At 60.4% G+C, this 25371-nt stretch carries 20 protein-coding genes; 12 read left to right on the forward strand and 8 right to left on the reverse strand.

Annotation, left to right across the window (positions count from 1 at the left end):
• Positions 1 to 57: 57 nt before the first annotated feature.
• The 6 genes from BK658_RS01535 to BK658_RS01560 all read left to right on the forward strand — a co-directional run bounded on the left by BK658_RS01535 (position 58) and on the right by BK658_RS01560 (position 5095).
• Positions 58 to 999, forward strand: a complete 942-nt coding sequence (locus BK658_RS01535) for a chromate resistance protein ChrB domain-containing protein (protein WP_123580535.1) — start codon at positions 58 to 60, stop codon at positions 997 to 999.
• Positions 996 to 2354 (forward strand): chromate efflux transporter, encoded by a 1359-nt coding sequence (gene chrA / locus BK658_RS01540; RefSeq protein WP_123580537.1) that lies wholly within the window; start codon positions 996 to 998, stop codon positions 2352 to 2354. The genes BK658_RS01535 and chrA overlap by 4 nt, the downstream gene beginning before the upstream one ends.
• Positions 2355 to 2438: 84 nt before the next feature.
• Entirely contained in the window at positions 2439 to 2891 is a 453-nt protein-coding gene (locus BK658_RS01545; protein WP_123580539.1) for a chromate resistance protein ChrB domain-containing protein, read from the forward strand.
• 133 nt (positions 2892 to 3024) lie between these two features.
• On the forward strand, positions 3025 to 4065 hold the full coding sequence (locus tag BK658_RS01550; RefSeq protein WP_123580541.1) for a YncE family protein: 1041 nt from the start codon (positions 3025 to 3027) through the stop codon (positions 4063 to 4065).
• Between the two features lie 161 nt (positions 4066 to 4226).
• A complete protein-coding gene (locus BK658_RS01555) occupies positions 4227 to 4838 on the forward strand; it encodes a DNA-3-methyladenine glycosylase family protein (protein WP_123580543.1) in 612 nt (203 codons plus the stop codon).
• Complete coding sequence (locus BK658_RS01560) at positions 4835 to 5095, forward strand: Ada metal-binding domain-containing protein (RefSeq protein WP_123580783.1); 261 nt, start codon at positions 4835 to 4837, stop codon at positions 5093 to 5095. Before BK658_RS01555 ends, BK658_RS01560 begins: the two co-directional genes overlap by 4 nt.
• A gap of 64 nt (positions 5096 to 5159) precedes the next feature.
• On the opposite strand, the gene BK658_RS01565 is transcribed toward BK658_RS01560, so the two are convergent.
• Complete coding sequence (locus tag BK658_RS01565) at positions 5160 to 6056, reverse strand: LysR family transcriptional regulator (RefSeq protein WP_185019764.1); 897 nt, start codon at positions 6054 to 6056, stop codon at positions 5160 to 5162.
• Positions 6057 to 6155: 99 nt separating this feature from the next.
• Here BK658_RS01565 and BK658_RS01570 point away from each other — a divergent pair, with 99 nt between their 5' ends.
• The gene (locus BK658_RS01570; RefSeq protein ID WP_123580545.1) at positions 6156 to 6818 is read left to right on the forward strand and encodes an NADPH-dependent F420 reductase; all 663 of its coding nucleotides are present in this window, start codon (positions 6156 to 6158) and stop codon (positions 6816 to 6818) included.
• Between the two features lie 133 nt (positions 6819 to 6951).
• On the opposite strand, the gene BK658_RS01575 is transcribed toward BK658_RS01570, so the two are convergent.
• The 7 genes from BK658_RS01575 to mhpA all read right to left on the reverse strand — a co-directional run bounded on the left by BK658_RS01575 (position 6952) and on the right by mhpA (position 15723).
• Positions 6952 to 8271 carry an outer membrane protein transport protein gene (locus BK658_RS01575; protein ID WP_123580547.1) on the reverse strand — a complete coding sequence of 440 codons (1320 nt, stop codon included), beginning with the start codon at positions 8269 to 8271 and terminating at the stop codon, positions 6952 to 6954.
• Positions 8272 to 8432: 161 nt separating this feature from the next.
• On the reverse strand, positions 8433 to 10334 hold the full coding sequence (locus tag BK658_RS01580; protein WP_123580549.1) for an acyl-CoA synthetase: 1902 nt from the start codon (positions 10332 to 10334) through the stop codon (positions 8433 to 8435).
• Entirely contained in the window at positions 10334 to 11290 is a 957-nt protein-coding gene (locus tag BK658_RS01585; protein WP_123580552.1) for a fumarylacetoacetate hydrolase family protein, read from the reverse strand. The genes BK658_RS01580 and BK658_RS01585 overlap by 1 nt, the downstream gene beginning before the upstream one ends.
• 82 nt (positions 11291 to 11372) lie before the next feature.
• The gene (locus BK658_RS01590) at positions 11373 to 12464 is read right to left on the reverse strand and encodes a VOC family protein (protein WP_123580554.1); all 1092 of its coding nucleotides are present in this window, start codon (positions 12462 to 12464) and stop codon (positions 11373 to 11375) included.
• Positions 12465 to 12551: 87 nt separating this feature from the next.
• Positions 12552 to 13166, reverse strand: coding sequence for a TetR/AcrR family transcriptional regulator (locus BK658_RS01595; RefSeq protein ID WP_123580555.1), 615 nt, complete (start codon positions 13164 to 13166; stop codon positions 12552 to 12554).
• Positions 13167 to 13417: 251 nt separating this feature from the next.
• On the reverse strand, positions 13418 to 14062 hold the full coding sequence (locus BK658_RS01600) for a TetR/AcrR family transcriptional regulator (RefSeq protein ID WP_123580557.1): 645 nt from the start codon (positions 14060 to 14062) through the stop codon (positions 13418 to 13420).
• A gap of 2 nt (positions 14063 to 14064) precedes the next feature.
• Positions 14065 to 15723, reverse strand: coding sequence for a bifunctional 3-(3-hydroxy-phenyl)propionate/3-hydroxycinnamic acid hydroxylase MhpA (gene mhpA / locus BK658_RS01605; RefSeq protein ID WP_123580559.1), 1659 nt, complete (start codon positions 15721 to 15723; stop codon positions 14065 to 14067).
• Between the two features lie 339 nt (positions 15724 to 16062).
• Between mhpA and BK658_RS01610 the strand changes: the two genes are divergently transcribed.
• The 5 genes from BK658_RS01610 to BK658_RS01630 all read left to right on the forward strand — a co-directional run bounded on the left by BK658_RS01610 (position 16063) and on the right by BK658_RS01630 (position 25296).
• Positions 16063 to 18963, forward strand: coding sequence for an ATP-binding protein (locus BK658_RS01610; RefSeq protein WP_123580561.1), 2901 nt, complete (start codon positions 16063 to 16065; stop codon positions 18961 to 18963).
• Between the two features lie 256 nt (positions 18964 to 19219).
• A complete protein-coding gene (locus tag BK658_RS30575) occupies positions 19220 to 19435 on the forward strand; it encodes a hypothetical protein (RefSeq protein WP_123580562.1) in 216 nt (71 codons plus the stop codon).
• Positions 19436 to 19552: 117 nt separating this feature from the next.
• Entirely contained in the window at positions 19553 to 21058 is a 1506-nt protein-coding gene (locus tag BK658_RS01620; RefSeq protein ID WP_123580787.1) for an efflux transporter outer membrane subunit, read from the forward strand.
• A 30-nt stretch (positions 21059 to 21088) separates the two neighbouring features.
• Positions 21089 to 22201, forward strand: coding sequence for an efflux RND transporter periplasmic adaptor subunit (locus BK658_RS01625; RefSeq protein ID WP_123580564.1), 1113 nt, complete (start codon positions 21089 to 21091; stop codon positions 22199 to 22201).
• Positions 22198 to 25296, forward strand: a complete 3099-nt coding sequence (locus tag BK658_RS01630) for an efflux RND transporter permease subunit (RefSeq protein ID WP_123580566.1) — start codon at positions 22198 to 22200, stop codon at positions 25294 to 25296. Before BK658_RS01625 ends, BK658_RS01630 begins: the two co-directional genes overlap by 4 nt.
• The last annotated feature ends 75 nt before the right edge of the window (positions 25297 to 25371 follow it).

A 25371-nucleotide genomic window follows, 5' to 3' on the forward strand; every position in this document is an offset into this window, starting at 1 on the left:
AATCGACCCGGAGAAGAATATTGTAGAGATACAAACTTTTTTTGATTGTATCTCTACATGAAAAACTGGCTCGCATTAATCCTTGGCCTACCGACCGCAAATGCCACCGAGCGCATGCGAGCCTGGCGCGCCCTGAAAGCCTCTGGAGCGGCGGTGTTACGCGACGGCGCCTATCTGCTGCCGGACACTGACGCCTGTCATGAAGCTCTGGCCTCGGTCGAGCGCGATATTCTGGCCATCAATGGCACCGCCTATGTCCTGCCTGTCGTCGACCCAAATGGCGAACGCTTCGTAGCGTTGTTCGACCGTAGCGATGAGTACAGCAAGCTCGGCGCCGAGATCGACGCCTGCCGTGCACAGCTCAATACCGAGAATGCACTGGCGACCACCAAGCAGATTCGCAAGCTGCGCAAAGCCTACGAACAGCTGACCACCATTGATTATTTTCCTGGCAAGCCGAAGCAGCAGATCGACGCGGTTTTGCAGGAACTTGAGACCGCCGTCAGTCGCGCGTTGTCGGTGGACGAACCGCATAGCCGCAACCAGCCAATCGTGCCGCTGAGTCTCGCGGACTTTCAGGGTCGCGTATGGGCAACACGCAAGCGGCCCTGGGTTGATCGACTGGCCTGCGCCTGGCTGATTCGACGCTTCATCGATCCACACGCTCAAATCCTCTGGTTGAACAGTCCGCAGGACTGCCCAGCCGATGCCCTGGGATTTGATTTCGATGAGGCGACCTTCAGTCATGTCGGCAACCGTGTGACCTTTGAAACCCTGCAAGCCAGCTTTGAAATCCAGCAACCCGGCCTGGAGCGCATCGCGGCCCTCGTGCATTACCTCGACATCGGGGGCATTCAGCCAGTGGAGGCTGCCGGCATCGAACGGGTGCTGGCCGGACTACGCGAAACCATGACTGATGACGACCACTTGCTGGCTGCTGCGAGCGCCATCTTCGACGGCCTGCTTGCCGCGATTGTGAAAGAGGAACAACCCCAATGAGTAAGGCATCTGAATCACTCGTTGAAGCGGAACTGCCAAGACCTGAGACGATCAGTTTGCGAGAGGCATTCTGGTTCTGGCTCAAGCTCGGTTTCATCAGTTTCGGCGGGCCGGCAGGACAGATATCGATCATGCACCAGGAGCTGGTCGAACGACGGCGCTGGATTTCCGAGCGGCGATTTCTGCACGCCCTCAACTACTGCATGTTGCTGCCAGGGCCGGAGGCTCAGCAGCTGGCAACCTACATCGGCTGGCTGATGCATCGAACCTGGGGCGGTGTCATCGCAGGTGGGCTGTTTGTGCTGCCCTCGCTGTTCATCCTGATTGCCTTGTCCTGGATGTATATCGCCTTCGGCGACGTACCGATGGTCGCCGGTCTTTTCTATGGCATCAAACCCGCCGTGACCGCCATCGTCGTACAGGCGGCACACCGAATCGGTTCGCGAGCGCTGAAGAATAATTGGCTGTGGGCCATGGCGGCGGCGTCATTCGCGGCGATATTTGCATTTGATGTTCCCTTTCCGCTGATCGTACTCAGTGCGGCCTTGATCGGCTACCTGGGTGGCCGTTTTGCTCCCGAGAAGTTCCGGGTCGGTGGCCACAGCGCTGCCCAAAAATCCTATGGCCCGGCATTGATCGATGACGACACCCCTTCCCCCGACCATGCCCGGTTCAGTTGGTTGAAACTGGCGCTGCTGGTACTCATCGGTGCGGTGTTATGGGCGTTGCCAATGGCGATCTTGACCTCACTTTTTGGCTGGGAAGGTACCTTGACCCAGATGGCCTGGTTCTTTACCAAGGCGGCACTGCTGACATTTGGCGGCGCCTACGCGGTGCTCCCGTATGTCTACCAGGGCGCAGTCGGGCACTATGGCTGGCTGACCCCGACACAAATGATAGACGGATTGGCGTTGGGGGAAACCACGCCGGGGCCGCTGATCATGGTGGTGGCTTTTGTTGGTTTTGTCGGGGCCTATGTTTCGCAAGTGTTCGGCGCCGACCAGGTGTTTCTCGCCGGCGCCGTCGCGGCGACGCTGGTGACCTGGTTCACCTTCCTGCCTTCGTTCCTGTTCATCCTCGTCGGCGGCCCGCTGGTGGAGGCGACGCACAACGAACTCAAGTTCACCGCGCCGCTCACCGGGATTACCGCCGCTGTGGTTGGGGTGATTCTTAATCTGGCAGTGTTCTTCGGCTATCACGTGCTGTGGCCCAAAGGGTTCAGCGGCACCCTCGATTGGCCCTCTGCGCTGATCGCCATTGCCGCAGCGATTGCCTTGTTTCGCTTCAAGCGCGGCGTCATTCAAGTACTGATGGCCTGTGCGCTCATTGGTTTGGCAGTGCATCTGCTGCGCTAGAGAGCGTGCGGCGATCAAACGTTTCCTGGCAGGCATCGGGCCTGCCGGATCATCCAGCCTGTCGAACCAGGCAGGAGGTGTTCCATGAGGTGGATTACCCGTGAACGACCCAAGATTGATCGCATCGCTTGTCCTTGGCTGATCACTCGCTTTATCGATCCACAAGGCGAGTTCTTGTACGTCCCCAGCAAAGATGTTCTGCGACTTGCCGCTGAGAAAGACGCAACGCCTTACGACATTCCGGGCGTTGAGCTTTCCCACGTAGGTGAACTGTGCAGCTTTGATGCGTTCCTGAAGAAGTACCAACTCAGTGATCCTGCCTTGCAGCATTTGGCCAAAATCGTGCGCGGGGCTGATACCTCCCGCCTTGATCTGACGCCGCAATCGGCTGGGTTGTACGCGATTTCGCTGGGACTGTCGCAACGCTTTGCCGATGACCAGGAAATGCTTTCGCACGGTTTGATCATGTATGACGCGCTGTACGCCTGGTGCAAGGAGTGTCAAGGCGAGACGCATAACTGGCCTCCGCAGATGTGAAGAGGCCTGTTCACACACAAGCCCGACCCAGAGCCGGGCTGATGATCAGTGAAACACTGAACGTTCTAATCCTGCATTACCGGGACAAAGGCAGGGCGATTGACGTCGCCCTGCCCGAGCAGAAGAGGGCCTTATGAACATACGGCACAAACGACGTTTGGCTCTACCAGTCTTCGTCGTCCTGTTGACGGCGCTAGCCGTCATGAACGTCGCGAGCCTTCGTGACGTTCAGGCGGCAGACGAACCGCTGACCAACGACCTGCCGCTGAAGCATATCGCCGACATTCCGTTGCCCGGCGGCGCCACTCGGCTTGACTACGAAAGCTACGATCCAGAGCGCAACCTGTTGTTCATCGCCCATTTGGGTGACAGCGAAGTGATCGTCTTTGACCTGCGTGAGTCCCGCGTCGTTGGACGCATTACGAACGTTTCGTCGGTACACGGTGTGCTCGTAATTCCTGAGCTGTCGCGTGTCTACGCGTCGGCGACGGGCACCAACGAAATCGTTGCGATTGACGAAGCGACCCTGGCAGTTGTCGGTCGCATGCCCGGCGGTGTCTATCCTGACGGTATGGCTTATGTGCCCGACCTTCACAAGCTTTACGTATCGAACGAAAACGGCAGGACCGAAACGGTAATCGACGTGCGCACCCACACTCGCGTTGCAACGATTCCCCTGGGAGGTGAAGTCGGCAATACACAATATGACCCTGTATCACGACACATTTTCGTCAATGTCCAGACACGTCAGCAACTGATCGAGATTGATCCCGCAACCGACCGGATCGTCGCGCGCATTGATCTGCCGGGGGCAAGAGGCAACCATGGCTTGTTGATCGACCCGCGTGACCGGCTGGCCTTTATCGCGTGCGAAGGTAACGACAAACTCCTGGTACTGGACATGCGCACGATGCGGGTTATCCAGGCGTTCGATACTGGAGGAACCCCAGATGTGCTTGCGCTTGACCCCGTGCCGGGCACGCTTTATGTGGCTGCAGAGGCCGGCATGGTGTCGATGTTCCACGTCAAGGACAGCGTCGTCACGAACATCGGCAGTGGCCGCGTCGGCCCGCATGCGCACGTCGTTGCCGTGGATGCAGCGACACACCGCTCGTATTTTCCGCTCAAGGATATCGACGGGCACCCGGTACTGCGGATTATGCAACCCCGGTAGCGCATCCGTGCTGCCGCACTGTCGGCAGCTGGAGTTTTGATGGCTGAATGCGTTAATGGCGCTGCAACCTGCGCGAAAATTTGAGCGCAAGAGACCGGGTGCGATCCTGAGGGCAGACCTTTAATCTGCTTGCAGTACCTGAACTGCTCTCTGGAATATCCATGCCCTATCACCACGCCAGCCAGTACCTGTCCGCCATCGACCCGGACTGGGCGCAGCACATCGCCGCAATCGGCCCGTGCCTGCATCAGCCAAAACCGGCTCGCGATCCCTATGAAGCGCTGGTTCGGGCCATTGCTTATCAGCAACTCCACGCCAAGGCCGGCGATGCCATTCTCGGGCGTTTGATCGCGCTGTTTCCCGACTCGCCGTTCCCGACGCCCGAACAATTGCTGACCTGCGAATTCGAGGTGCTGCGCGACTGTGGTTTCTCCGGCAGCAAGATCGCCACGCTCCAAGGTATCGCCCAAGGCGCGCTGGAGGGTCTGGTACCGGATCGTTCAAAGGCGCTGTCGATGAGCGACGACGCACTGAACGAACGCCTGACCCGGTTACGCGGTGTCGGTCGCTGGACTGTCGAGATGCTGCTGATCTACACCCTCGAACGCATGGACATCCTGCCCGCCGACGACTTTGGCGTGCGCGACGGCTATCGCCGTCTCAAGGGCCTGGAGCAACAGCCTAGCCGCAAGCAGATGGTCGATATCGGTCAGGCATGGAGCCCCTATAGAACCGTGGCGGCCTGGTATTTGTGGCGAGTGCCGAACCGATGAAACGCTTTGTGTTACTCAACGCTCAGGGCGAACCGATAGACAGCGCCGAACCGGGACAAATGGGCGGTCATCGACGTTCACGAATTTACGGTCGACTGGATTGCCCTGCTGCACTGCGTGCCATTGCCCGTGGCGGCTATGTCGCGCACCGGGTATTTTTCGCCGATGAAACCACGGCCTGTGATGCGGGTTATCGACCGTGCGCGGTGTGTTTGCCGTTGGCTTATGCAGAGTGGAAAAAAGCAGCCCATCAATGAAGCTGCAACCTGCGACCGGGAACCAATCGCAGGTCAATGCGGGTTGGACAACGCAAAAGCCGGCTCAAACCGCACCAAAACGGACAAGTGCAGCCTCGATAAATCGTCGGAGTTTGGCTGTTCTCTGACGATTTGCCGTGTAGAGCAAATGCATGTGTCGGCTCGGCGCTTCGAAATCAGCCAGCAGTTGCACCAGCTCGCCGCTCCGCAGCGCTGGTTGAAGAAAGTCTTCGGGGCCAAGGACAATTCCAAACCCGTCAAGCGCGGCTGACAACAGTGCTTTGCTCTCGTTGACCTGCAAACGACTGGTGACCTGTACCTTATGAACGGTGGAGCCTTTGCAGAACTGCCATTCGCGGTCGGCCGGGCGCGACCAATAGGCATATCCCAAACATTCATGGTTCTCGAGATCAGCCGGTGTTTGTGGCGTTCCGCGTTCAATCAGGTAGCTCGGTGCTGCGCAGGCCACCAACCGATAAGGCGCCAACGGTCTGGCGGTCAAACTGGAATTGGCCAGCGGGCCGATCCGGAAAGCCACTTCATACCCCTCTTCCACCAGATCGACGAAGCGGTCCGTCAAATGCAGATCGATTTCTACTTCAGGGTGCTGACGCAAAAAATCTGTCACCAATGGCATGAGGCTATAGGAACCGAAAGTCACGGGAGCACTGATTTTCAGTTTGCCACGAGGGGTGTCGTTCATGATCTGCGCAAGGGAGTCGGCAGCCTGGGCTTCGTTCACAATGTGCTTACAGCGTTCATAGTAAGCACTCCCCAGTTCAGTCAGGCTCTGTCGCCGGGTAGTTCGGTTCAGGAGCCGCGCCCCGAGCCGGTGCTCAAGAGCGGCAACATGTTTGGCCACCATCTGCGGCGACATACCCAAGCGCTCTGCGGCGCGGGCATAGGAGCCTGATTCCGCAGTCATCACAAAAGCACCCATGCTCGTCAGGCGATCCATCATTCAACACTCCTGGTAACAATACTAAGTCTCCGATGGTGATTTATCTCCCATTGGTTGCCAATCATCATAGCTTCTCCTACCAACCAACGGAGCAAGGACATGCGGATAGGTATTATTGGCGCAGGGTTCATCGGACGCGCAGTGGCGCAATTGGTTATAGCTGCGGGGCACGAGGCGATACTCAGTAACTCACGTGGCCCACAGACCATGAGCAACGTGCTCAGTGGTATTCCCGGCAGTAAGGTTGGGACCCTTGAGGAGGCTGCACAATTTGGCGAAGTGGTTCTCGTGGCAATTCCCCTGGCACATTACCAAAGCGTGCCGGCCAAGTGGCTGGAGGGCAAAACCGTCCTCGATGCCAACAACTATTACCCGGAACGAGACGGCCACATTCCCGTCCTCGACCGATTCGAAACCACCACCAGCCGCCTGCTCGCCGAGCATCTGCCCCACTCCAGAGTGGTCAAGGTTTTTAACGCAATCCTCGCTCAAGACCTGGTGCAGGACTCGCGCCCGAAAGCTGCGCCCGACCGACGCGCACTCCCGATCGCTGCGGATGATCCGGTCGCGAAAGCCTTGGTGATCACGTTGCTGGACGAGATTGGGTTCGACGCTGTCGATGCTGGCAGCCTTGATGAAAGCTGGCGATTCGAACGGGCCAAACCCGCCTACTGCATACCCCTGGATAAACAGGGGCTGAAGGTTGCCTTGGCAGCGGCTCAGCGGCAGGTTGAATTGCCTCATGGATCGTGGCGCCGCTGAATAGCCCACAACCCCGGGTCGAGAGAAGACCTTGAATTGCCGACACCCCACCCACTGCCGCAAACATGTTCGCGGCAGTGGGCGCTGATTGGCAGGCGAAAATGGGCTCTCTTAAAAAGGGCTGTCCTGTCGATCAGTACCGATAGGTTGCCTGCACTGAAAATACATTCGCACTGTTTTCGTAATTGGCACTGTATTCAGGTTGAAGGCCGGAGTTGTTCGACTGCTTTACTGAGACTTTGGAATCCCAGAGATAACCATAAGCAAAGTCTATCGTCAGATCGGGAGTCGGCAAATATGCGCCACCCAAAGTCACGACTTGGCGGTTACCAACCGGAACGCGTACGCTGCGATCGGCATTTCCAATTGGCGACGGATCATAGGCGTAGCCTGCGCGCATCAGCCATTGCGGGGTCAATTGATAGGATGTGCCAACTGCGGCGGACCACGTGTCGTGCCAGTTCAATGGTTCGCCCACACGCTCCAGACCCGCACTCTGGCCAAGGGTGGAAACATCGCTGTTGATTGCCTCGAACTTTTCGAGCCGGCTCCAGCGTTTCCAGGTGGTCCCCAGGTATCCCGTCCAGCGACTATTGAAATGATGGGTGATGGACGTATCCACCGATTCGGGCATAGTAAGATCTATCTTGGCGGGATATTTTCCATCCAGCGGGATAACGCTCGGGGAGCCGGAAACCTCAGTATGCCCTTTGAGGTGATAGTTCACCTTCGAGTGATAGTTAATCCCCCAACTCGTTGCCTCACTCAAGTCAACCAAGAGACCGACGTTGTAGCCAATTGCCGTGTCATCGCCTTTGATGGTGACCCGTGTGTCCTGGCCGTTGTTCAGGGCGCCGGTGGCCAGGTAATTCTGAAGGTTTGCATCGAAATGGTTGATGGTCGGTCCGCCACCAACGGACAAGTAATCATTGATCCGATAGGCAATGGTGGGTTGCAGGGTTACCTCCTTGGTCGAGCTGTAGGAGCCATGGTAGCGGCCCTGAAAACTGCTCTCGTAATCATTGATCAGACCACTCGGAGCATAGAGGCCCAGCCCCACCGAAAAACGATCATCAAGCGGCGTCGACATATAGGCGAAGGGCACGACCGCCAAAGGTACCGAGTCCCCCTTATTCGTTCCTGCGACACTGCTCTGCGCATCACTAATGTCGTCGCTCCCCGAGATGATCGCGGCCCCGCCGGAAATCTCGCTGCGCTGCAACTTGGTCAAGCCTGCCGGATTTCCAAAGATAGTGCTGGCGTCCAGCGCGGATGACGACCTTCCCGCATAAGCCGTTCCCGCACTGCTGGCACTTTGTTCGTTAAGGGCAATGCCATTGGCGCTTGCCAGTGTAGAGGCGCTGAGCAGTGCCATGGCACTCGTGAACTTGATCCACGCAGCACACTTTCGCTGAGCTGAGAGACACAGGACCGCACGGCTATTCAGTTTCATATTCCACCTCTTGTTTATTGTTTTTGTTGATTTCACGCAGGCAAGGCTTCGCCTTCCTGTGCACTTGTCAGTGCCGGCTGGAGTGGATCGACGTTGTGTAAAAGGCCCTGACTGATGAGTGCCAGGGCAGGTTTGCTGGACTTACGGAAGCGAATTCGGGCTCATTTAAGCCACTCGACCTGAAAGCTGTAGTGTCCAAGGAGAGGAGCCAGGACCTCCTGGCCAGTTCCGGCCCTGATGCAGGCGACCTGCCCACGGCGATTATCCTGCACGACCTCTACTGCAATATCCGAAAGCCCCAGGCGTTCCACTGCCTGATGGACCACCCTGGCAATCTCTCGCTGTTGCAAGGCAGGCTTGAATATCTTGCCCACGGCAGTCAGTGGCAGCGCTTCGAGGATTTCAATGCGCTTGGGAACTGCTGCCCGCTCGCTGATGTTGAGATGAGCGAACGCCTCAAGCTCTTCGGCGTTGCAGGCTTGCCCGGGTCGCAGTTGAACGTAGGCGACCGGCACCTCGCCCGAGTAGACGTCGGGGCTGCCGATTGCAGCGGCCAGCGCGACGGCGGGATGCGTTTGCAGAGCCTCTTCAATTTGCTTGGGATCGATGTTGTGGCCGCCGCGGATGATCAACTCCTTCTTGCGTCCGGTCAGCCAGAAGTAACCTTGCGCATCCTGGCGTCCCAAATCACCCGTATTCAGCCAGCGCCGACCGTCGATATCGATCCAGAGGCCGCGGTTATGACTCTCCTCCAGATAGCCAACGAAGAGGTTCGGCCCACTGATCGTGATGAGGCCGGTCTCATCCACATTGGCGTCACGCAGGTACTCTCCAGAATCATTGAGCACGACCGCGCGCATATTCTGGTAGGCGATCCGTATCCCGATGGAGCCGATATGACGCTCGCCATGGGGCGGATTGATCGAGGAAACGCAGGCACCCTCCGTCAGGCCATAACCTTCAAGGATCTTTACCCCGGTCCGGCGCTCGAACTCTCGGAACAGTTCAGCCGGCATTGGGGCGGCGCCACACATGGCATAGCGAAGACTGGATAGGTCGCGGCCCTGCCATTCATTTTGCAAAAGTGCGGCATAGACAGTGGGTACACCGGAAAAGAAGTTGATACCGAAGTGCTCGACCATCTCCCAGAATCGTCGGATCACCCCCTCGCCACGATACCCATGAGGCGTCCCGAGGATCACCTGGTCACCTTGAGTCCAAGGCATCAGGCCCGTCACCAGTTGTCCATTGACATGAAACAGCGGCAAGCCACAAAAGATAACCTGGCCACTGCTGCGTGGCTGCATGTGAGCGGCCATGGCCCATGCATTGAAGACTTCCGAGCCATGGGTTCGCGCGGCGATTTTCGGCAGCCCGGTGGTGCCGCCCGTACAGATGTAGGACGAGCACTCATCCTGGCGGATTTGCCGACCGCTCTTCAGGTGTGTGTGCGGCTGCGTATTCATCAGCGATTGCCAATCATGGATCGCGATTGCGCTGTGCACGGCTCGTTCCTTCAGTGCCACGGATTTCAGGATCCCGCGCACAGGTTCGGCGACATAGGGTTCCATGCTGACCCAAACCACAGACCTGACTGCGGGTAACTGATCCAGCTGCGAAGCCAGTTTGGGCCACAGATCGCTACCCGGAGTCGGTGCGAGTGTCACCACTACGGAGGCCTTGGCAGCATTCAGCAAGCCGGCCATCTGCTTGGCTTCGAGCAGAGGATTGATCGCCATGACGATGCCTGCCGCCTCCCCGCCCCAAATAGTGAAATGGGTTTCCGGCAGGTTGGGCAGGATAAACGCAAGCACCTCGCCCGGTTTTATGCCCAGATCATGGAAGGCATTCGCCGCACGGGTGATATCCGCGAAGAGCTCGGAATAGCTCCAGTCGTGGGTGTTTTTGAAGTCAGTGGCGTCGGCGAAGAAACTCAATGCGGGCGCCTCGGGAGTGCGCCCGGCCGTACGTCTCAGCGCTTCATAAGTGCTGGAAGCCAGGCCACGCTCCGACAAGGGGACTCGCTCGAGATTTTCGATGTCGTTCAACGTCTGCACGACCATCAGGCTTCCCCCACGACTCGGTTGCGTTGCACACCGAGGTCGATCACGCCATCGGTGCTGCGAATGCGCGCCTCGACCACATCACCCGCCTGGAGATACTGCGTCCGGCCTTCCTGCGCCTTGAGGAAAAGCTTCCACTTGGTGGCTTCCGGCATCAGGGCCGCAATGCGCTGTTTGGCAGGCGAAGGTACCGTTAGCGCACAGCCTGCAGGGGTACCGGTGGCGATCAGGTCTCCGGGGGCGAGATCTTGCACGCGGGAGAGCTCGGTAAGGGTTTCAGCGGGGCCGTAAACCAGGTTCGCCGTGCTGTCGTTCTGTCGCACCTGGTCGTTGACCGTCAGGCGCAGCTGCAGTGCTTTCAGGTAATGCATGTCCTTGGCATCCAGAAGGCAGAGGTAGGGACCGACCGGGCCAAACGTGCGGAAGCTCTTGCCCTTGTAGAACTGCATCTGGGGAATCTGAATGTCACGAGCGGAGTAGTCATTGACGATGACGACGCCTGCGATGAACTCATGCAGGTTAGCGTCGGTGACAGTAACGGCGCCGGTGATCGCGCGTTTCATCACCAGCCCCAGTTCGATCTCGTAGTCAAGGAAGCGCACGGTGCGCGGCTTGATCAGGTCGCTGTCGGCCGCCACCAGGCAACTCGTCGCCTTGGTGAAGATCATGTTGAATTTCTTCGCATCCGGGTCCATGCCCGACTCGATCATGTGCTGACGATAGTTGGCACCCTGGCAGACGAACTGCTGGTTACGAGTCACCGGCGACAGCAGTTTCACTTCGCCTTCATCCAACTCCGTACCGTTCATTCGAGCGAGGTCGTCGATACTGTTCTGGCGAATGAAGTCACCGGTGGTTTCAAAAACGCCGGGGACTATAGAGATACGGCCTTGGCGTAGCACGCCCCAGTGGATACCGTTCTGAAACTCAAAGCGGACGACGTGTACAGCAGACATTGAAGGTACTCCTGGAGCAGCGTTTATCCCGCGCGCGGCAGCGCGAGAACTGTGGTGTTGTTCTGAGGAAGGACTGACGGATCTACCCGAACATCCGCATAAGCGTTATCAACTTGCGAAATGTCAGGTCCGGGCTGCGCCGCAGGTTACGGATCAGCGCACGCAGATTGGTCACGTTCATCTTGGGTTTGGTAAAACTCTTGGGCATGCGCTGCCCCCACTGCGCCATCGCCTCGGGACTCACGGGATGAATGCCCGTAGGCTGTGCGTCCGTGAAGATATCCCCGTCGCAGTAATGCTCGTGCTTATCGCCCCAAGGGTCTTGCCAGTAGTCGAAGATCTGACTGCCCAGTATGTGGCGGCCGATTCCCCACGAGTGCTCCCACCCCCGCTCCCGCAGGACGCGCTGCCCCATGCCCACCGCATCGGCATCGACGACCTCATAGGCGCTATGGCTATAGGTGGCCATGAACCCTTGCGCTATCGCGAGCGTATGGTGAGCCGTTGGAATCTGACCGAGGTCAAGGCGCATGAAGGCGACGATAGGTGTGCCGTCTGGGAGTACCTGCACATCGCTGGGAATAAACCCGAAATGCTGCGCATACCAGGCACAGGTCGCCTGGTAGTCGGCCACTTCAATCACGATGTGGCCGAGTTTAAGTATTTCAGGTGGTGCAATCGGCGGGCGCTGAGTCGAGTTGATCCGTGGCTGATCTTGCGTCAGATTCCACGGAAGCGGGGCTCTGTGTACCAGCGTTTTACCTGGAACCTGATCGCATACAGCTTCCACAATGAACCCGGAAGGATCGGTCAGCCTGACGTAATGCCCGCCGCCAGGATGTGCCGACTTCTCGACCGATGACGCGCCCGGGATTCGAGCCAGCTTTTGCAGATCCTCGAGAGACCGGACTGCCAGTCCGAACCCGACAAAGCGTGCATGCTCTGCACGATGGACACGGTAACAATAGGCAGCCGGTCCAGTGGCGCGTAGATAAAGCGTATCGGCGCTCTGATGGCTGACCGTCAAGCCGAAGTCCGTCAGGAACCGCGCCGCTTCGTTCAAGTCCGGCCGTTGAAAGATCAGGTAAGTCAGATCCTGGGCCTTCACCGTCGGCTGCGGATGCCGAGCAGGATGTTGTGTCGCCAACAGGGGTATTTCATTTTTGTTGTTCATTATTCTTGTTTTCCGGTTTTCAGGCCAAAACAATCCCCGCACCTCTGAAAATGCCAGAGGTGTTTTTTGTCGGGTCGGTTACCGCGCTTAGTCGAGTGGGGGAAGTGCCGGCAACTCTGTGATCGCCAGCGCTCTAGCCTCTTCGTGAGGCACGCCCAATGCCCGTAGCACCAGCTCGGCCGTGTCAGAGCCCGATTCGCGCCACGTTCTGTGCCCTTCCAGCACCAGGAAAATCGAGCCGAGGACGCTGCTCGATATCAGCGTCAGTACCGAGAGCAATTGTTCCTGCGCAAACGTGTACCGCCCACTGGACAGTCCGCTCAGAAGATCAGTAGTCGCTTGGCTGCTGAACATTTCGCGCAACGAAGAGTTGCTCATGGCGAATTTATGTATGAACGCCCCCCACTGGGGGTCCTCATGAGCTCGACGAATGAAGAATCGAATGCCATTGGCAAGGCGCTGAGCCGGATCGGAGAGGGAATTGAAGCTCTTGTTGACGCGCTCATGCATCTCCCTCGCGAGATAGCCAGCGACCTCCTCGAACAGGTTTCCCATGCTGCCGATATTGCTATAGATCGTGCCGCGCGCCACTCCTGCCTCTTGCGCAAGGTCGAGGATGTTCACCTGAGCGCTGCCTTTTTCAGCGAACAGGCGAAAGGCGGCTTGATGAATGCGGCGCTGTGTCGGATTTAGGGATTCCACGCTCTCTCTCCAGAATTACCTCATGGACCAATTGAACACTCGTGTTCAATTTCAGTCAACAAGGTTTTTTGAATTAAGAACGTACCCCACGATAAAAACCGTTATACCCCTCATTACTTTGGACATAATCAGTGATATGGCAAGGCCAATGAGGGGGGCTATCGATTTCTACATATCGACGAAAATGAACACAACTGTTCAGATTCGTAGGACTTCTGGCAGGGCTAGCGGGCCGAAGATGACATCAGGACTTAGGGGAGCGGCTTACCGGCGATTCGCTTGGCTCTGGCAGGTGTTGCGCCCAGAGCCTTGAGAATCATCTCGGCGACCCGCAGATCGTGCTCCGGCGCCGCACGCCCCTCGACCACCGAACGCATGGCTCCGGTTGTGCACGATACGACCATGTCCAGGGCGATCCCTTCGTCCTCGTAAGCGAAAATGCCCGCGCGCAGGCCATCACGCAGGTCGCTCAGCACATGGGCAGCCAAGCGCGAACGCATGGTCTGATCGGAATGGATGATGCGCAGCAGCGCGTTGGCCCATTGATGGTCGTACGCGGCCCGGCATACGAACATGCGCACGCCAATCGAAAGCCGTTGCGCGCCGCAGTGCACGTCCGAACTCAGGGCGGAAATGGCATCGGAGAACTCGGTCGCCATGGCGATGCCAACCGCCTCGAGCACTTCGTCGCGTGTTCGAAAATAGTTGTAGATGGTGCCGTTGGATACCTCGGCCTCCGCAGCGACGTCGAGCAGCGCAATCTCCCCCACCTCCTTGCGCGCGACAAGACGCAATGCCGCGTCCACCAGGCCGCGACGGGTGCGTTCACGCTTCTTGTGGCCTCGGGTGAGAGGCTCTTGCGCAGTTGCTTCTGAAGGACAAGTGGGGGACGGCATCTTCAGGCTCTTAATCGAGGGGGTTCGTTGATGGTAATGGAAACGCTATCGGCAGTGGAATTGGTGTGCGCCATCAGCATCTGGCAGTCTCGAACGAGACTGCCAGCCTCTACGCCTGGAGCATGGTGCATGATGATGCGGTCAGGGCGAATCGCGACGAGCGTGCCTTTGGCAGCCAGCGGCAGGATGTCATGGTTCAGGTCTTCGATGAAGTCGCAACGGCCGCTGGGGCGTTGGCCGCGTGTCCTGATTTCCAGGAAGTGCCCGCCCATTTTTTCCCAGGAAACGACTTGAGCAGTGGTCAGCAGTGACAATGGGTCTACGCCGAAACCAACCAGGGTCAGATTATCCCCAAGCGCATCGTCGCTCAGCTGGATCTGCTTTTGCATAGTGCGAACCCAGGCCTGGGGAAACAGGCTGCCACGTACCAGCTTGTCGCCCCGACGGTGCTTCACGAACAGACCGTATTTGAAGATGTTCTTCGGCTTGATGTCCAACTGCTCGAAGTACCTCCGGGTAGCGGGAGTCAACGTCAGCATGCGCATCAGGCCGTGGATGAAGAAAGCCGCGAGCTTGTTCTTGGGCATCACCAGGCGGCCCATGAGTTTCGCCAGATTGATCATCGCCTGAGCATGCGGGCGACGCTCTGCGTCATAGGTGTCGAGCACCGCCGGCGCGGCATAGCCGCGAAGGACCCAGGCCAGTTTCCAGGCCAGGTTGGCGCCATCTCGAAGTCCCGCTACGAGCCCCTGCCCGACAAAAGGCGGGGTGATGTGCGCCGCGTCGCCAGCGAGGAAGACGCGTCCCTTGCTGAATCTGTTGCAGCAGCGCGCATGGAATCGATACACCGCCTTGCGCTCGATTTCCAGCTCCTGCGGTTTGATCCATGGCGCAATCAGCCGGGCGATGCTTTCCGGGCTTTCCAGCTCTTCGCGCGATTCGCCGGGTTGCAGCATGAACTCCCAACGCTCCCTCCCGCCGGGTGCGGGCATATGCGGCGTTGGGCGCCGTGGATCGCAGAGAAACTCAATGTGATCAATCGCTGACTTATGCCGGTTCATGACATCGACAATCAGCCAATCCTCCGCATAGGTCTGCCCTTCGAACTCCTGGCCTATCAGTGTTCTGACCCTGGAGCTTGCGCCATCTGCACCGACCACGTACTGGGCGCGAACGGAATGCGAGTGACCCTCCTGATCCCGCACGGAGGCAACGACGCAGTCCGACTCCTCGACCAGGTTCTCAAGCTCGAAGCCGCCCAGGCTGGTCACTGACTTCAGCCGGGAAACCTGGCTGCGCATCGCTCGTTCGAGGTCGGGTTGATAGAAGGTCACAAGCTTGGGGTGGCCGTCGATACACCCGGCAGTGTTGGCGCGACCGAATTGCCCGAGAACCGGCGAGTGCATCTTTACTTCCGGGATAGCGATCTTCTCGAAAGCCTCCTCCGACAATCCGGCGAGTTGCAGGATACGCAGCGCCTCGTTGTCCAGGGCAATGGCGCGGGGCATTAGAACGATTTCATGGATCTTGTCCAGCACCAGTGTCTTGACCCCATAGCGGCCGAGCAGCGCCGCGATTGTCGCACCGACCGGACCGTTACCGACGACCAGCACATCGATGGCAGCGGGCGGCAGTTCGGATACTTTCTTGTTGTTGTTCATATCGAGCCCTTGTTGTGATTGAAGTCGTGAGACACGCAGGTCTCATCGTCAGGCAATATGAAGGTATTCAAAATTGAGTGATATTTCAATATTGATCTTTTAGTCATTATTTTTTGAGATCATTACCACACCCAAATGAGGCCACTTGGGCTGCGCTGAAGGTGTCAGGGGGCTTGCAAATCGAACCCGGTCCGAAGAGATGCATCCCGGATGCCTGAGGAATGAAGTCACGCTGCGTCAATTTCCGACCGGTGAGCCTTGGCTTCTGGGCCGATCAGCGTTGTCATTGGAGCCATGCTTCACAGCGCACAACTTTGTTTTAGTCTTCAGGAATCAAACGTGGCGCGTACGCAGCCCCATCCGAACCCGGTCCAGCTTTGCTTCGTCGAGTTTGAGCTCGACGAGGCCAACGCCTGCTTGTTACGTAACGGACAAGCCATCGCGTTGGCACCAACGCCCTTCACCCTGCTGTGCGTACTTGCACGCCAGCCGGGATCGCTGGTAACCAAGGATGCCCTGCTTGATGCAGTGTGGGGGCATCGGTTTGTCAGCGATTCGGTGCTGAAGACGGCCATCAGCGATCTGCGCAAGGTGTTGGGCGACGACCCCAGGAAGCCCCGTTTCATCGAGACGGTGTCGCGGCGCGGCTATCGTTTCATCGCCGCGCCGTCCCCTGCCCCTTCGATGGCGCCTGCATCCACGACGTTACCCGCGGCGGGCGCGCATCCGTCACCGCCATTCATCGGTCGCACCGACGAGGTTTCAAGACTGCAACGAGCGTGGGAGCGGGCTTACGGTGGCCAACGTGCAGTGGTCTGGCTTGCTGGAGAGCCGGGGATTGGCAAGACCACGTTGATCGAACATTTCCTCGCCAGCCTTGGCGGCGGTATCGCCTGCGCACGCGGCCATTGCGTGGAACACTACGGCAGCGGCGAACCGTACTTGCCGGTGCTGGAGGCGTTGGCCGATCTGTGCCGCAGCGACCCCACCCTGCCAGCGCTGTTGCGCGCCGTGGCGCCGACCTGGCTGCTGCAACTGCCATGGCTGAGCACTACAGAGGAGCGGGATGCATTGCGGCGCGAGCTTGCTGGCATCGGCCCGGATCGCATGCTGCGGGAAATGGGCGAACTGCTGGACCGCTACACAGAGCAGCGCCCGCTGTTGCTGGTGACCGAAGACCTGCACTGGAGCGACCGGGCGACGGTCCAGCTCATCGACTATCTGGCGCGGCGACGTAGCCGCATGCGGTTTATGTGGCTGTCGAGCTTTCGCCTCGCCGAGGTGGTAGCGCTCGATCATCCGCTCAGCTCGTTGCGCCACGAACTGCGCCTGCAACGTCTGTGCGAGGAAGTGGTGCTCGATCCGTTCTCGGAAACCGAGGTCGCTGACTATGTTGCGCTGCATTCGGCCTCGTTGGCGCGAGATGAAACTTTCGTACGGGCCCTGCACGAGCGCACTGACGGTGTGCCGTTGTTCGTATCGTCAGTCATCAGTGAGGTGATGGACCCGACGGACGACGACGCCACCATCGAGGCTCGGCTGGCAGGATTGGCGGTCCCCGAGAACCTCGCGGCCATCATCGATCACTACATCTCCAAGCTCGCACAGGAGCAGCGTACGCTGCTCTCGGCGGCAGCGGTATGCGGCGTCGAATTCCGGGTCGAGACGGTTTCGCTGGCCCTCGAGCGCGACCTCGCTGCTGTGGCCGACACCTGCGAGGAACTGGTGCGCGAGCAGGTATGGCTCACACGGTCACGGACCACCGACGCTGAAGAGACGGTAGAGCTACCCTACTCGTTCCGGCACGCCCTCTTCCGCCAGGTGCTGTACGACCGCACGCCACGCTCATTGCGCACCCACCTCCATCACCAGGTGGGCGCCGCCCTCGAACGCGAGCGCACGGCCGGCGTGCCGGTCGCGGCCTCGGAGTTGGCGATGCACTTCGACCGGGCCCGGCAGCCGATGATCGCTCTGCGCTACTACGCCGAGGCCGCAGAAGCCGCGTTGCTGCACTTCAGCCCGACCTTGTGCATCGCCCTCACTGAGCGCGCGTTGGTCCTGCTGACGCAGGCACCGGAAGGGAACGAGCGCGATACGCTCGAAATCACCTTGGCCACACTGCAGGGCGTATCGGCTTTTCACACGTTCGGTGTCGGCAACGAAGCCAGGAACGCGTTCGAACGCGCGTACACGCTGCTCGCGGTAGTACCCGAGCATCCAATGCGCGGACGCCTGCTGCACGGATTCGGCTATCTGCTGGGTCTGCGCGGCGACTATGCGCTGGCGCTGGAGGTCGCGGAACGTGCCGAAACCCTCTCGTCCGAGACGAACGATCCAGCGCTCATGCTGGCGGCGTGCATCGTGCAGGGTGAGGTGCATCACCTTCAGGGCCGCACGCAAACGACCCGCAGTTGGCTAGAGCGCGCCCTCGCGATTGCCGAGCCCCTGGACATCGGGGCGAACGAGATTTTTGCGGCCGATCCTCAGGTCATGCTGCACGGAATGCTGGCCATAGAACTCGTGCGCTCTGGCCTGATTGTGCAAGGCCGAGCCCACATGCAGCGAGCACGGACCCGCGCGCAGATGCTTCGCCAACCGATGACCTGGCTGGTCGCCACCTGGCAGGAGGTGTTGATCGAGGTGCGGATGGGCAACCCTGTGCGTGTAGCCGCGTTGGCTGACGACATGCAGAAGCTGGTCGATGAGTATTCGCTCGCACTGGGACGTACGGCTTGCCGCTGGTGGCGCGGCTGGGCCGACGCGCGCAACGGCGCGCCGCGTGACGGCTACCGGCGCATCCGCCAGGCCTACGAAGAACACACCGGGCTAGGCATGCGCTCCGGTGCCAGCGAGGTGCTCGGCTACGCCGCCGAGGCGTTGCTGCTGGCGGGTGATTGCGACGCCGCGCGAGTCGAGCTGGAGCAAGCACTACGAGTAGGAGAAGAACTGGGCGAGCGCGTATACCTGCCGCAACTGTTGCTGCTGGAGGCAGCGATTGCGCGGATGCAGGGCCGGCTCGATGCTGGCAACGCTGCGGTTCGGCATGCGATTGAGGAGGCTCGTACCCAGGAAGCTCCGTGGCTGGAACTGCTCGCGCTGGTCGAACTGTGCGAGCACCACGACGCCACGACCGAGGACCACCAGGCATTGGCGAGGCTGGTTGACCAGTCGCCCGAAACGGACGGAACCGAGCTGGTCAAACGTGCACGCTCGCTGCTTCAGGCTGCCAAGCCTGCTTGAAGCGTTAAGGACACAACCCTGTGGGAGCGAGCCTGCTCGCGATGACGGCGGTACATTCAGCATCAATATTGGCTGAGCCACCGCTATCGCGAGCAGGCTCGCTCCCACAGGGTTGTGGTGTTCAGGCCCTTAACTGACCGGCATTGATTTTTGTAGGAACGGCGCAGTCCCGACCGAAGCCTGACCTTTCGCTTACGACTTGAACCAGGGGGACGGCCTACGCTGTCGTCGAACTTTCCTGAGCCCCTGGTCTGCGATGATCCTGAACCCTGAATCCAAGTATCCGAGCCGCCGCTCATACGTAGTGAAACTGCGTGGCGATGCTACGCCGGGGGCCCTTGTGGGCCGCCTCGAAAACCTCGTCACCGGGCGTCAGCGCGAGTTCTCGTCCGCCGAAGAACTGTTGGAGTCGATTGCCTCGGACCTCGTGTCGGCGGCCGGCGAGCACACGGCAGATGCCGACGGCGAGTGACGTCTGCAACATCAATGAGCGCTCGATATGGCGACCGAACGGCGACGCTTCGCTGACAACTTCGCGCATACCGACCCTTACGCTGTTGCCATCTCGAATCCACACGAGTCCAATCCGATGCCGCGACTTCCAGTTTCCTTTCCACTGCCCCTCCATACCGGTCGGGCAACCTTGCAACGGGCCGGGCTCGCCGTTGCAGCCGCCCTTGCCACTTCAATCGCCCTCGCCCTGGGCGGTTGCTCCACCCCGGTCGTCAAACCGTCGGTCGAACTGCCGAGCAACTTCGCCGCGAGCACATCCTCCGAGATGGAACCCGAGGCGGCATGGTGGGAGGTCTACCACGACCCGGTGCTGACGGATCTGGTGCGCCGAGCAGCGCGCGAGAACCGCGACGTCAAGATTGCCGCCGAGCGCCTGCGCGCCGCGCATGCCGGCGAAACGGTCAGCCGTTCCTGGCTGTTCCCGAGCGTCGGCGCATCCGTCTCCGGCAGCGATAGCAGCACCGGCTACAACTCGGCCACAAAACAGGCTGTTCCGGATACCAAGACCACCGGTGTGGGCCTGGATGTCTCGTGGGAACTCGACCTGAGCGGCCGCCTGCGCGCTGGCGCAGCGGCGGCCAACGCCGATGCGCTGGCCGCGCAGGACAGCATGCGTGGTGTACGCCTGCTGGTGATGAGCGACGTCGTCAGCAACTACTTCACACTGATCGGCGCGCAGCGCCAGGTCGCGACGCTGCGCGCCATTTCGGCGATGCAGGACGAGACGCTGCGTCTGGTCACCGCGCGCCAGCAGGCGGGGCTGGCATCTGCCTTCGACGTCGAGCGCGCGCAGACCGACGCCTTGTCGGCACGGGCGCAGATTCCACCGCTGGAAACGCTGGCGGCGGTGTCGCGCCATCGTATCGCGGTGCTGGTCGCCGACCAGTCCTTCAATACCGCGAACATCCAGTCCTCGAGTAGCGATGTGGCGGCGGTGCCCGAGGCCAAGCCGGGCCAGCCCGCCGCGCTGCTGCAACGTCGACCTGACGTGCTGGCGCTGATGGCGCAGCTCGACGCAGCCAATGCGCGCCGCCAACAGGCCGCGGCCGAGTGGTTCCCGCGGCTCTTCCTCGGCGCGTCCTTCGGCCGCCAGGACCTGAACCTGAACGGCGTAGATCTCGGCGCTGCGCGCTTCACCAACGTGGCGGGCCTGCTGGCAATGCCGATCTTCAACGCCGGGCGCACGCAAGCGATCAACGACGCTGCCGAAAGTGCTCAACAAGAGGCGCTGCTACACGCCGAAGACGGCATGGTACGGGCGCTCGAGGATGTGGAGAACGCCCTCGTCACGCTGACGCAGGAACGCCACCGCGCCGGATCGCTGCAATTGGCCGCCGCGTCTGCGGAGTCTGCACAGAACCGCGCCCAGTCGCTCTATAACCGCGGGCAGATCGACCTGTTGCCGCTGCTGGATTCGCAGCGGGCGCGCCTGGCGGCACGCCTGAACGCCAACGACAGCAATACTCGGCTGCTGCTCGATAGCGTACAGCTCTACAAGGCACTGGGCGGAGGCTGGCAGGTGTTCGAACAACCCGCCACCCCCACAGCTGCTACCAAAGCCGACCGACCACCACTTTCCTAAGAACCTATCGTTTCTCAAAGAGGAACCGCCTTGAAGAACTCCCTTACTGCGGCCGGCGCCCTGGCCGTCGCCGTCATGCTGTCCGCGTGTAGCCCGGACCAACCCGCCGTGCAGGCACCACGGCCGGTGCGCACCGTTGAAATCAACTATGACAATGCTCGCGAAGTCAGTCGCTACGTGGGCACCATACAGTCGCGGCATGAAGTCGATCAGGCCTTCCGCGTGGGCGGCAAGGTCGCCCAGCGCAAGGCCGATGTAGGCCAGTTTGTGCACGAAGGCGACATACTGGCTGTGCTGGAGGACAGCGACTACCGCCTCGCTGAGGAAGCGTCGCAGCAACAGTGGACGGTTGCCATCGAGCAGACGCACCAGGCCGACTCGGAGCGCCAGCGCTTGACCGCGCTGAAGGTTGACGGCTCGGTCAGTGCGGCCGACGACGAGCGCGCCCATACCAATGCCCAGACCGCACATGCGACCGCCGAAGCCGAGGCTCGGAAGCTTGAACTCGCGCGCAACCGGCTCAAGTACACCGTGCTGCGCGCTTCTCGAAGCGGCGTCGTCACGGCTGTGCGCTTTGAGGCGGGGCAAATCGTGGCGGAGGGCCAACCGGTAGTTTCGGTGGCGAATCCGGATGAATCCGAGATCGTCATCGATGTGCCCGAAGATCAGCTGTCTGTCGTCAAGGAGGCGCGGTTCAAGGCCTCGCTGGCCAGTGCAGCAAACGAGACCTTCGATGTCACGCTGCGTGAACTGTCGCCGCAGGCTGCAGCGCAGACGCGTACCTATCGCGCGCGGCTCAAGCCGGAGAAGGCGCTGCCACTGGGTGCCACCGCCACGGTAATGGCCGAGCGCAAGATGACAAATGTCTCGGTGGCAGCAGTACCCGCCACGGCACTGACACAAAGCGGCGGTCAGCCGGCGCTGTGGGTGGTCACGCCAGCGGGCAAGGATCCAGTCGGCACCGTCGAACTGGAGCGTGTCGCCGTTTGGGGCTACCGCAACGACGAGGTGCTCGTCTCCGGGCCGCAGACCGGCGTATTGGTCGTCACCGCCGGGGTCCAGAAGATGACAGCTGGACTCAAGGTCGCGCTTCCCGGCGCGGCGATCGTTGACGCGAATACCACGCAGCAGGCTGCCCGATGAACAACTTCAACCTCACCGACTGGGCGCTGCGTCATCGCGCCATCGTCCTGTTCATGCTGATCATCGTAGCAGTGGCCGGCGTCTTCAGTTTCACCCGGCTCGGTCAGCTCGAGGATCCGAGCTTTTCCGTGCCCTCCATGACCTCGATCGTCATCTGGCCGGGCGCAACCGCCCAGCAGATGCAGGACCAGGTCCTCAATCGCATGGAGAAGAAATTCGAGCAGATCGACAACTTCGAGAAGGTGGTCACCTACGCGCGGCAAGGCTACGCGGGCATGACGCTAACCGTGCGCGGCGGCACCTCCAAGGCCGACCAGCGCGAGGCCTGGTATCAGGCGCGCAAGAAACTCAACGACCTGAGCCGTGAGCTGCCTGACGGCGTGATCGGCCCAATCGTAAACGACGAGTACGGCGACGTGTATGGCCTGATGTACGCAGTCAAGGGCGACGGTGTCGGTCACGCCGAGCTGTCGGACGCGGCCGAGGACATCAAGCGCAGCCTGCTGAAGGTCCCGATGGTCAAGAAGATCGATGTCATCGGCAAGCAGGCCAAGCGTATCTACGTCGAGTTCTCGCATGAGCGCCTGGCAGCGCTGGGCATTACACCGTTGGCCATCGCCGAAAGCCTGAAGAGCCAGAACGCCATGTTGCCCGCCGGCCAGATCGACACCAACGGCGACCGCGTCATGGTCCGCGTGAGCGGCCAGTTCGCCAGCGAAGAGGCTATCCGCAACGTGCCCATCACCGCGGGTGGCCGGCTGATCAAGCTCGGCGACATCGCGACCGTCTCGCGCGGCTTTGAGGACCCGCCAACCTACACGGTCCGCCACAATGGCCAGCCGGTGCTGATGCTTGGCATCACGATGACCAACGACGGCAATATCGTAGACCTCGGCAAGGCGATGGAGACGGCGGTCACCAAGATCCAGTCCGAGCTGCCGCACGGCGTGGAACTGGAGCGCGTAGCCGACCAGCCCTCCACGGTGAAGGACGCGATCTGGGACTTCGAGCGGTCGCTGATGGAGGCACTGATCATCGTGATCGCGGTGAGCCTGGCCAGTCTCGGCTGGCGCACAGGCCTTGTGGTCGCGACCTCGGTGCCGCTGGTGTTGGGTGGCGTGGCGCTGGTGATGCTGGCGATGGGCTGGAACCTCGAGCGCATCTCGCTCGGCTCGCTGATCATCGCACTCGGGCTGCTGGTCGATGACGCAATCATCGCTATCGAAATGATGGTGGTGAAGATGGAGGCCGGCATGGACCGCGTGAAGGCGGCTGCCTTCTCCTACCAGTCCACCGCCATGCCGCGACTGACCGGCGCACTGATCACTGTTGTGGGCTTCTTGCCTATTGGCCTCTCGAAATCCACTACTGGCGAGTACGCGGGTGGGATTTTCTGGATCGTCGGTGCCGCGGTGCTGTTCTCGTGGATCTGCTCGGGTATCTTCACGCCGTACCTGGCGGTCAAGATGCTGCCCAAGGACTTCGGCAAGCACCAGCATGCCGGTGATCCGTATGACTCGAAGTTCTACCGCAAGCTGCGCGGCCTGATCGATACCGCCATCGAGCGCCGCTGGGTGGTCATCGGCGCAACGTTTGGCGCCCTGGCGCTGGCGCTGGCCGGCATGAAGTTTGTGCCGCAGCAGTTCTTCCCCAACAGTTCGCGCCCTGAGCTGGTCGTCGATCTGCGCATGAAAGAAGGTTCGTCCTTCGCGGCGACCACCGAGCAGGTGAAGCGGATGGAGGCGCAGCTGTCGAAGGATGAGGAGATCAAGTATTTCACCGCCTACACCGGCGCCGGTGCACCGCGCTTCTATCTCTCGCTCAACCCCGAACTGCCGAATCCGGGCTTTGCCCAGTTCGTCGTGATGACCAAGGATCTGGATGCGCGCGAGCGGGTGCGTGCGCGGCTGATGGCCGCCGCCGACCAGCAGTTCCCGCAGGCGTGGGTGCGCGTAACCCGGCTTGAGCTGGGGCCGCCCGTCGGTTATCCGGTGCAGTTCCGCGTCGTCGGCCCCGATACCCAGGTGGTGCGCAAGATCGCCCGCGATGTGGAGAAGGTGGTCGCGTCCAACTCGAAGGTGCGCGACCTCCAGCTCGACTGGAACGACCCGGTTCGCACGCTGAAAGTCCAGCTTGATCAGGACAAGGCAAGCGCGCTGGGCCTCACACCGGCCGACGTATCGTTGGCGACCCAGACCGTGATGAACGGCGCAACGGTGTCGCAACTACGTGAGCACGAGGACCTGATCGACATCGTGGCCCGTGCCGTGCCTGAGGAGCGCTTGAACCTCGACACACTGAAAGACATCAACCTGTACACACGCCAGGGCACGGTAGTGCCGTTGTCGCAAGTTGCACAAGTGCACTCTGAGCTGGAAGAACCGGTACTGTGGCGCCGCAACCGCGACATGGCGATCACGGTGCGTGCCGACGTGAAGGATGGCGAGCAAGGTGTATCGGTGACACAGGAGATCCAGCCGTTGCTCAAGGACATCGAAGCCAAACTGCCGACGGGCTACCGCATAGACGTGGGCGGTGCGGTGGAAGAAAGTGACAAGGCCAACAAGGCGCTGCTCGCCGTGGCCCCGCTGATGCTGATCACCATCATGTTGCTGCTGATGCTGCAACTGCAGAACTTTTCCCGCATGTGGATGGTGATGCTGACCGCACCGCTGGGCCTGATCGGTGTGGTGCCGGCGCTGTTGGTGTTCCAGTCACCGCTGGGCTTCGTCGCAATCCTGGGCGTCATCGCACTGGGTGGCATGATCATGCGCAACTCGGTGATCCTGATCGACCAGGTGCAAACTGAGATCGCTGAAGGGCGCGACCCGTGGAATGCCGTGCTGGATGCCGCCATTCACCGGGCCCGTCCGGTGATGCTGACGGCGCTGGCCACCGTGCTCGCAATGATCCCGCTCACCCGAAGTGTGTTCTGGGGACCGATGGCCATTGCAATCATGGGCGGCCTTACCGTGGCGACGCTACTGACGATCTTCTTCGTCCCGGCGCTGTACGCCGCATGGTTCAAGGTGGGTCGCCAGACGGTCGCTGACACTCAACCGATGAAGGGCGATGCCACGCTTGCTTCTGAGTGATCAGCGCCGTGGCGTTGTGCTCCCGGCCTCATCACTATCAGGAAAAGTCGCCTTGCCTGATCGCCGCTCGGCGAC

The sequence above is a fragment of the Pseudomonas brassicacearum genome, from assembly GCF_003732175.1.
In the GTDB taxonomy this organism is placed as follows: domain Bacteria; phylum Pseudomonadota; class Gammaproteobacteria; order Pseudomonadales; family Pseudomonadaceae; genus Aquipseudomonas; species Aquipseudomonas brassicacearum_G.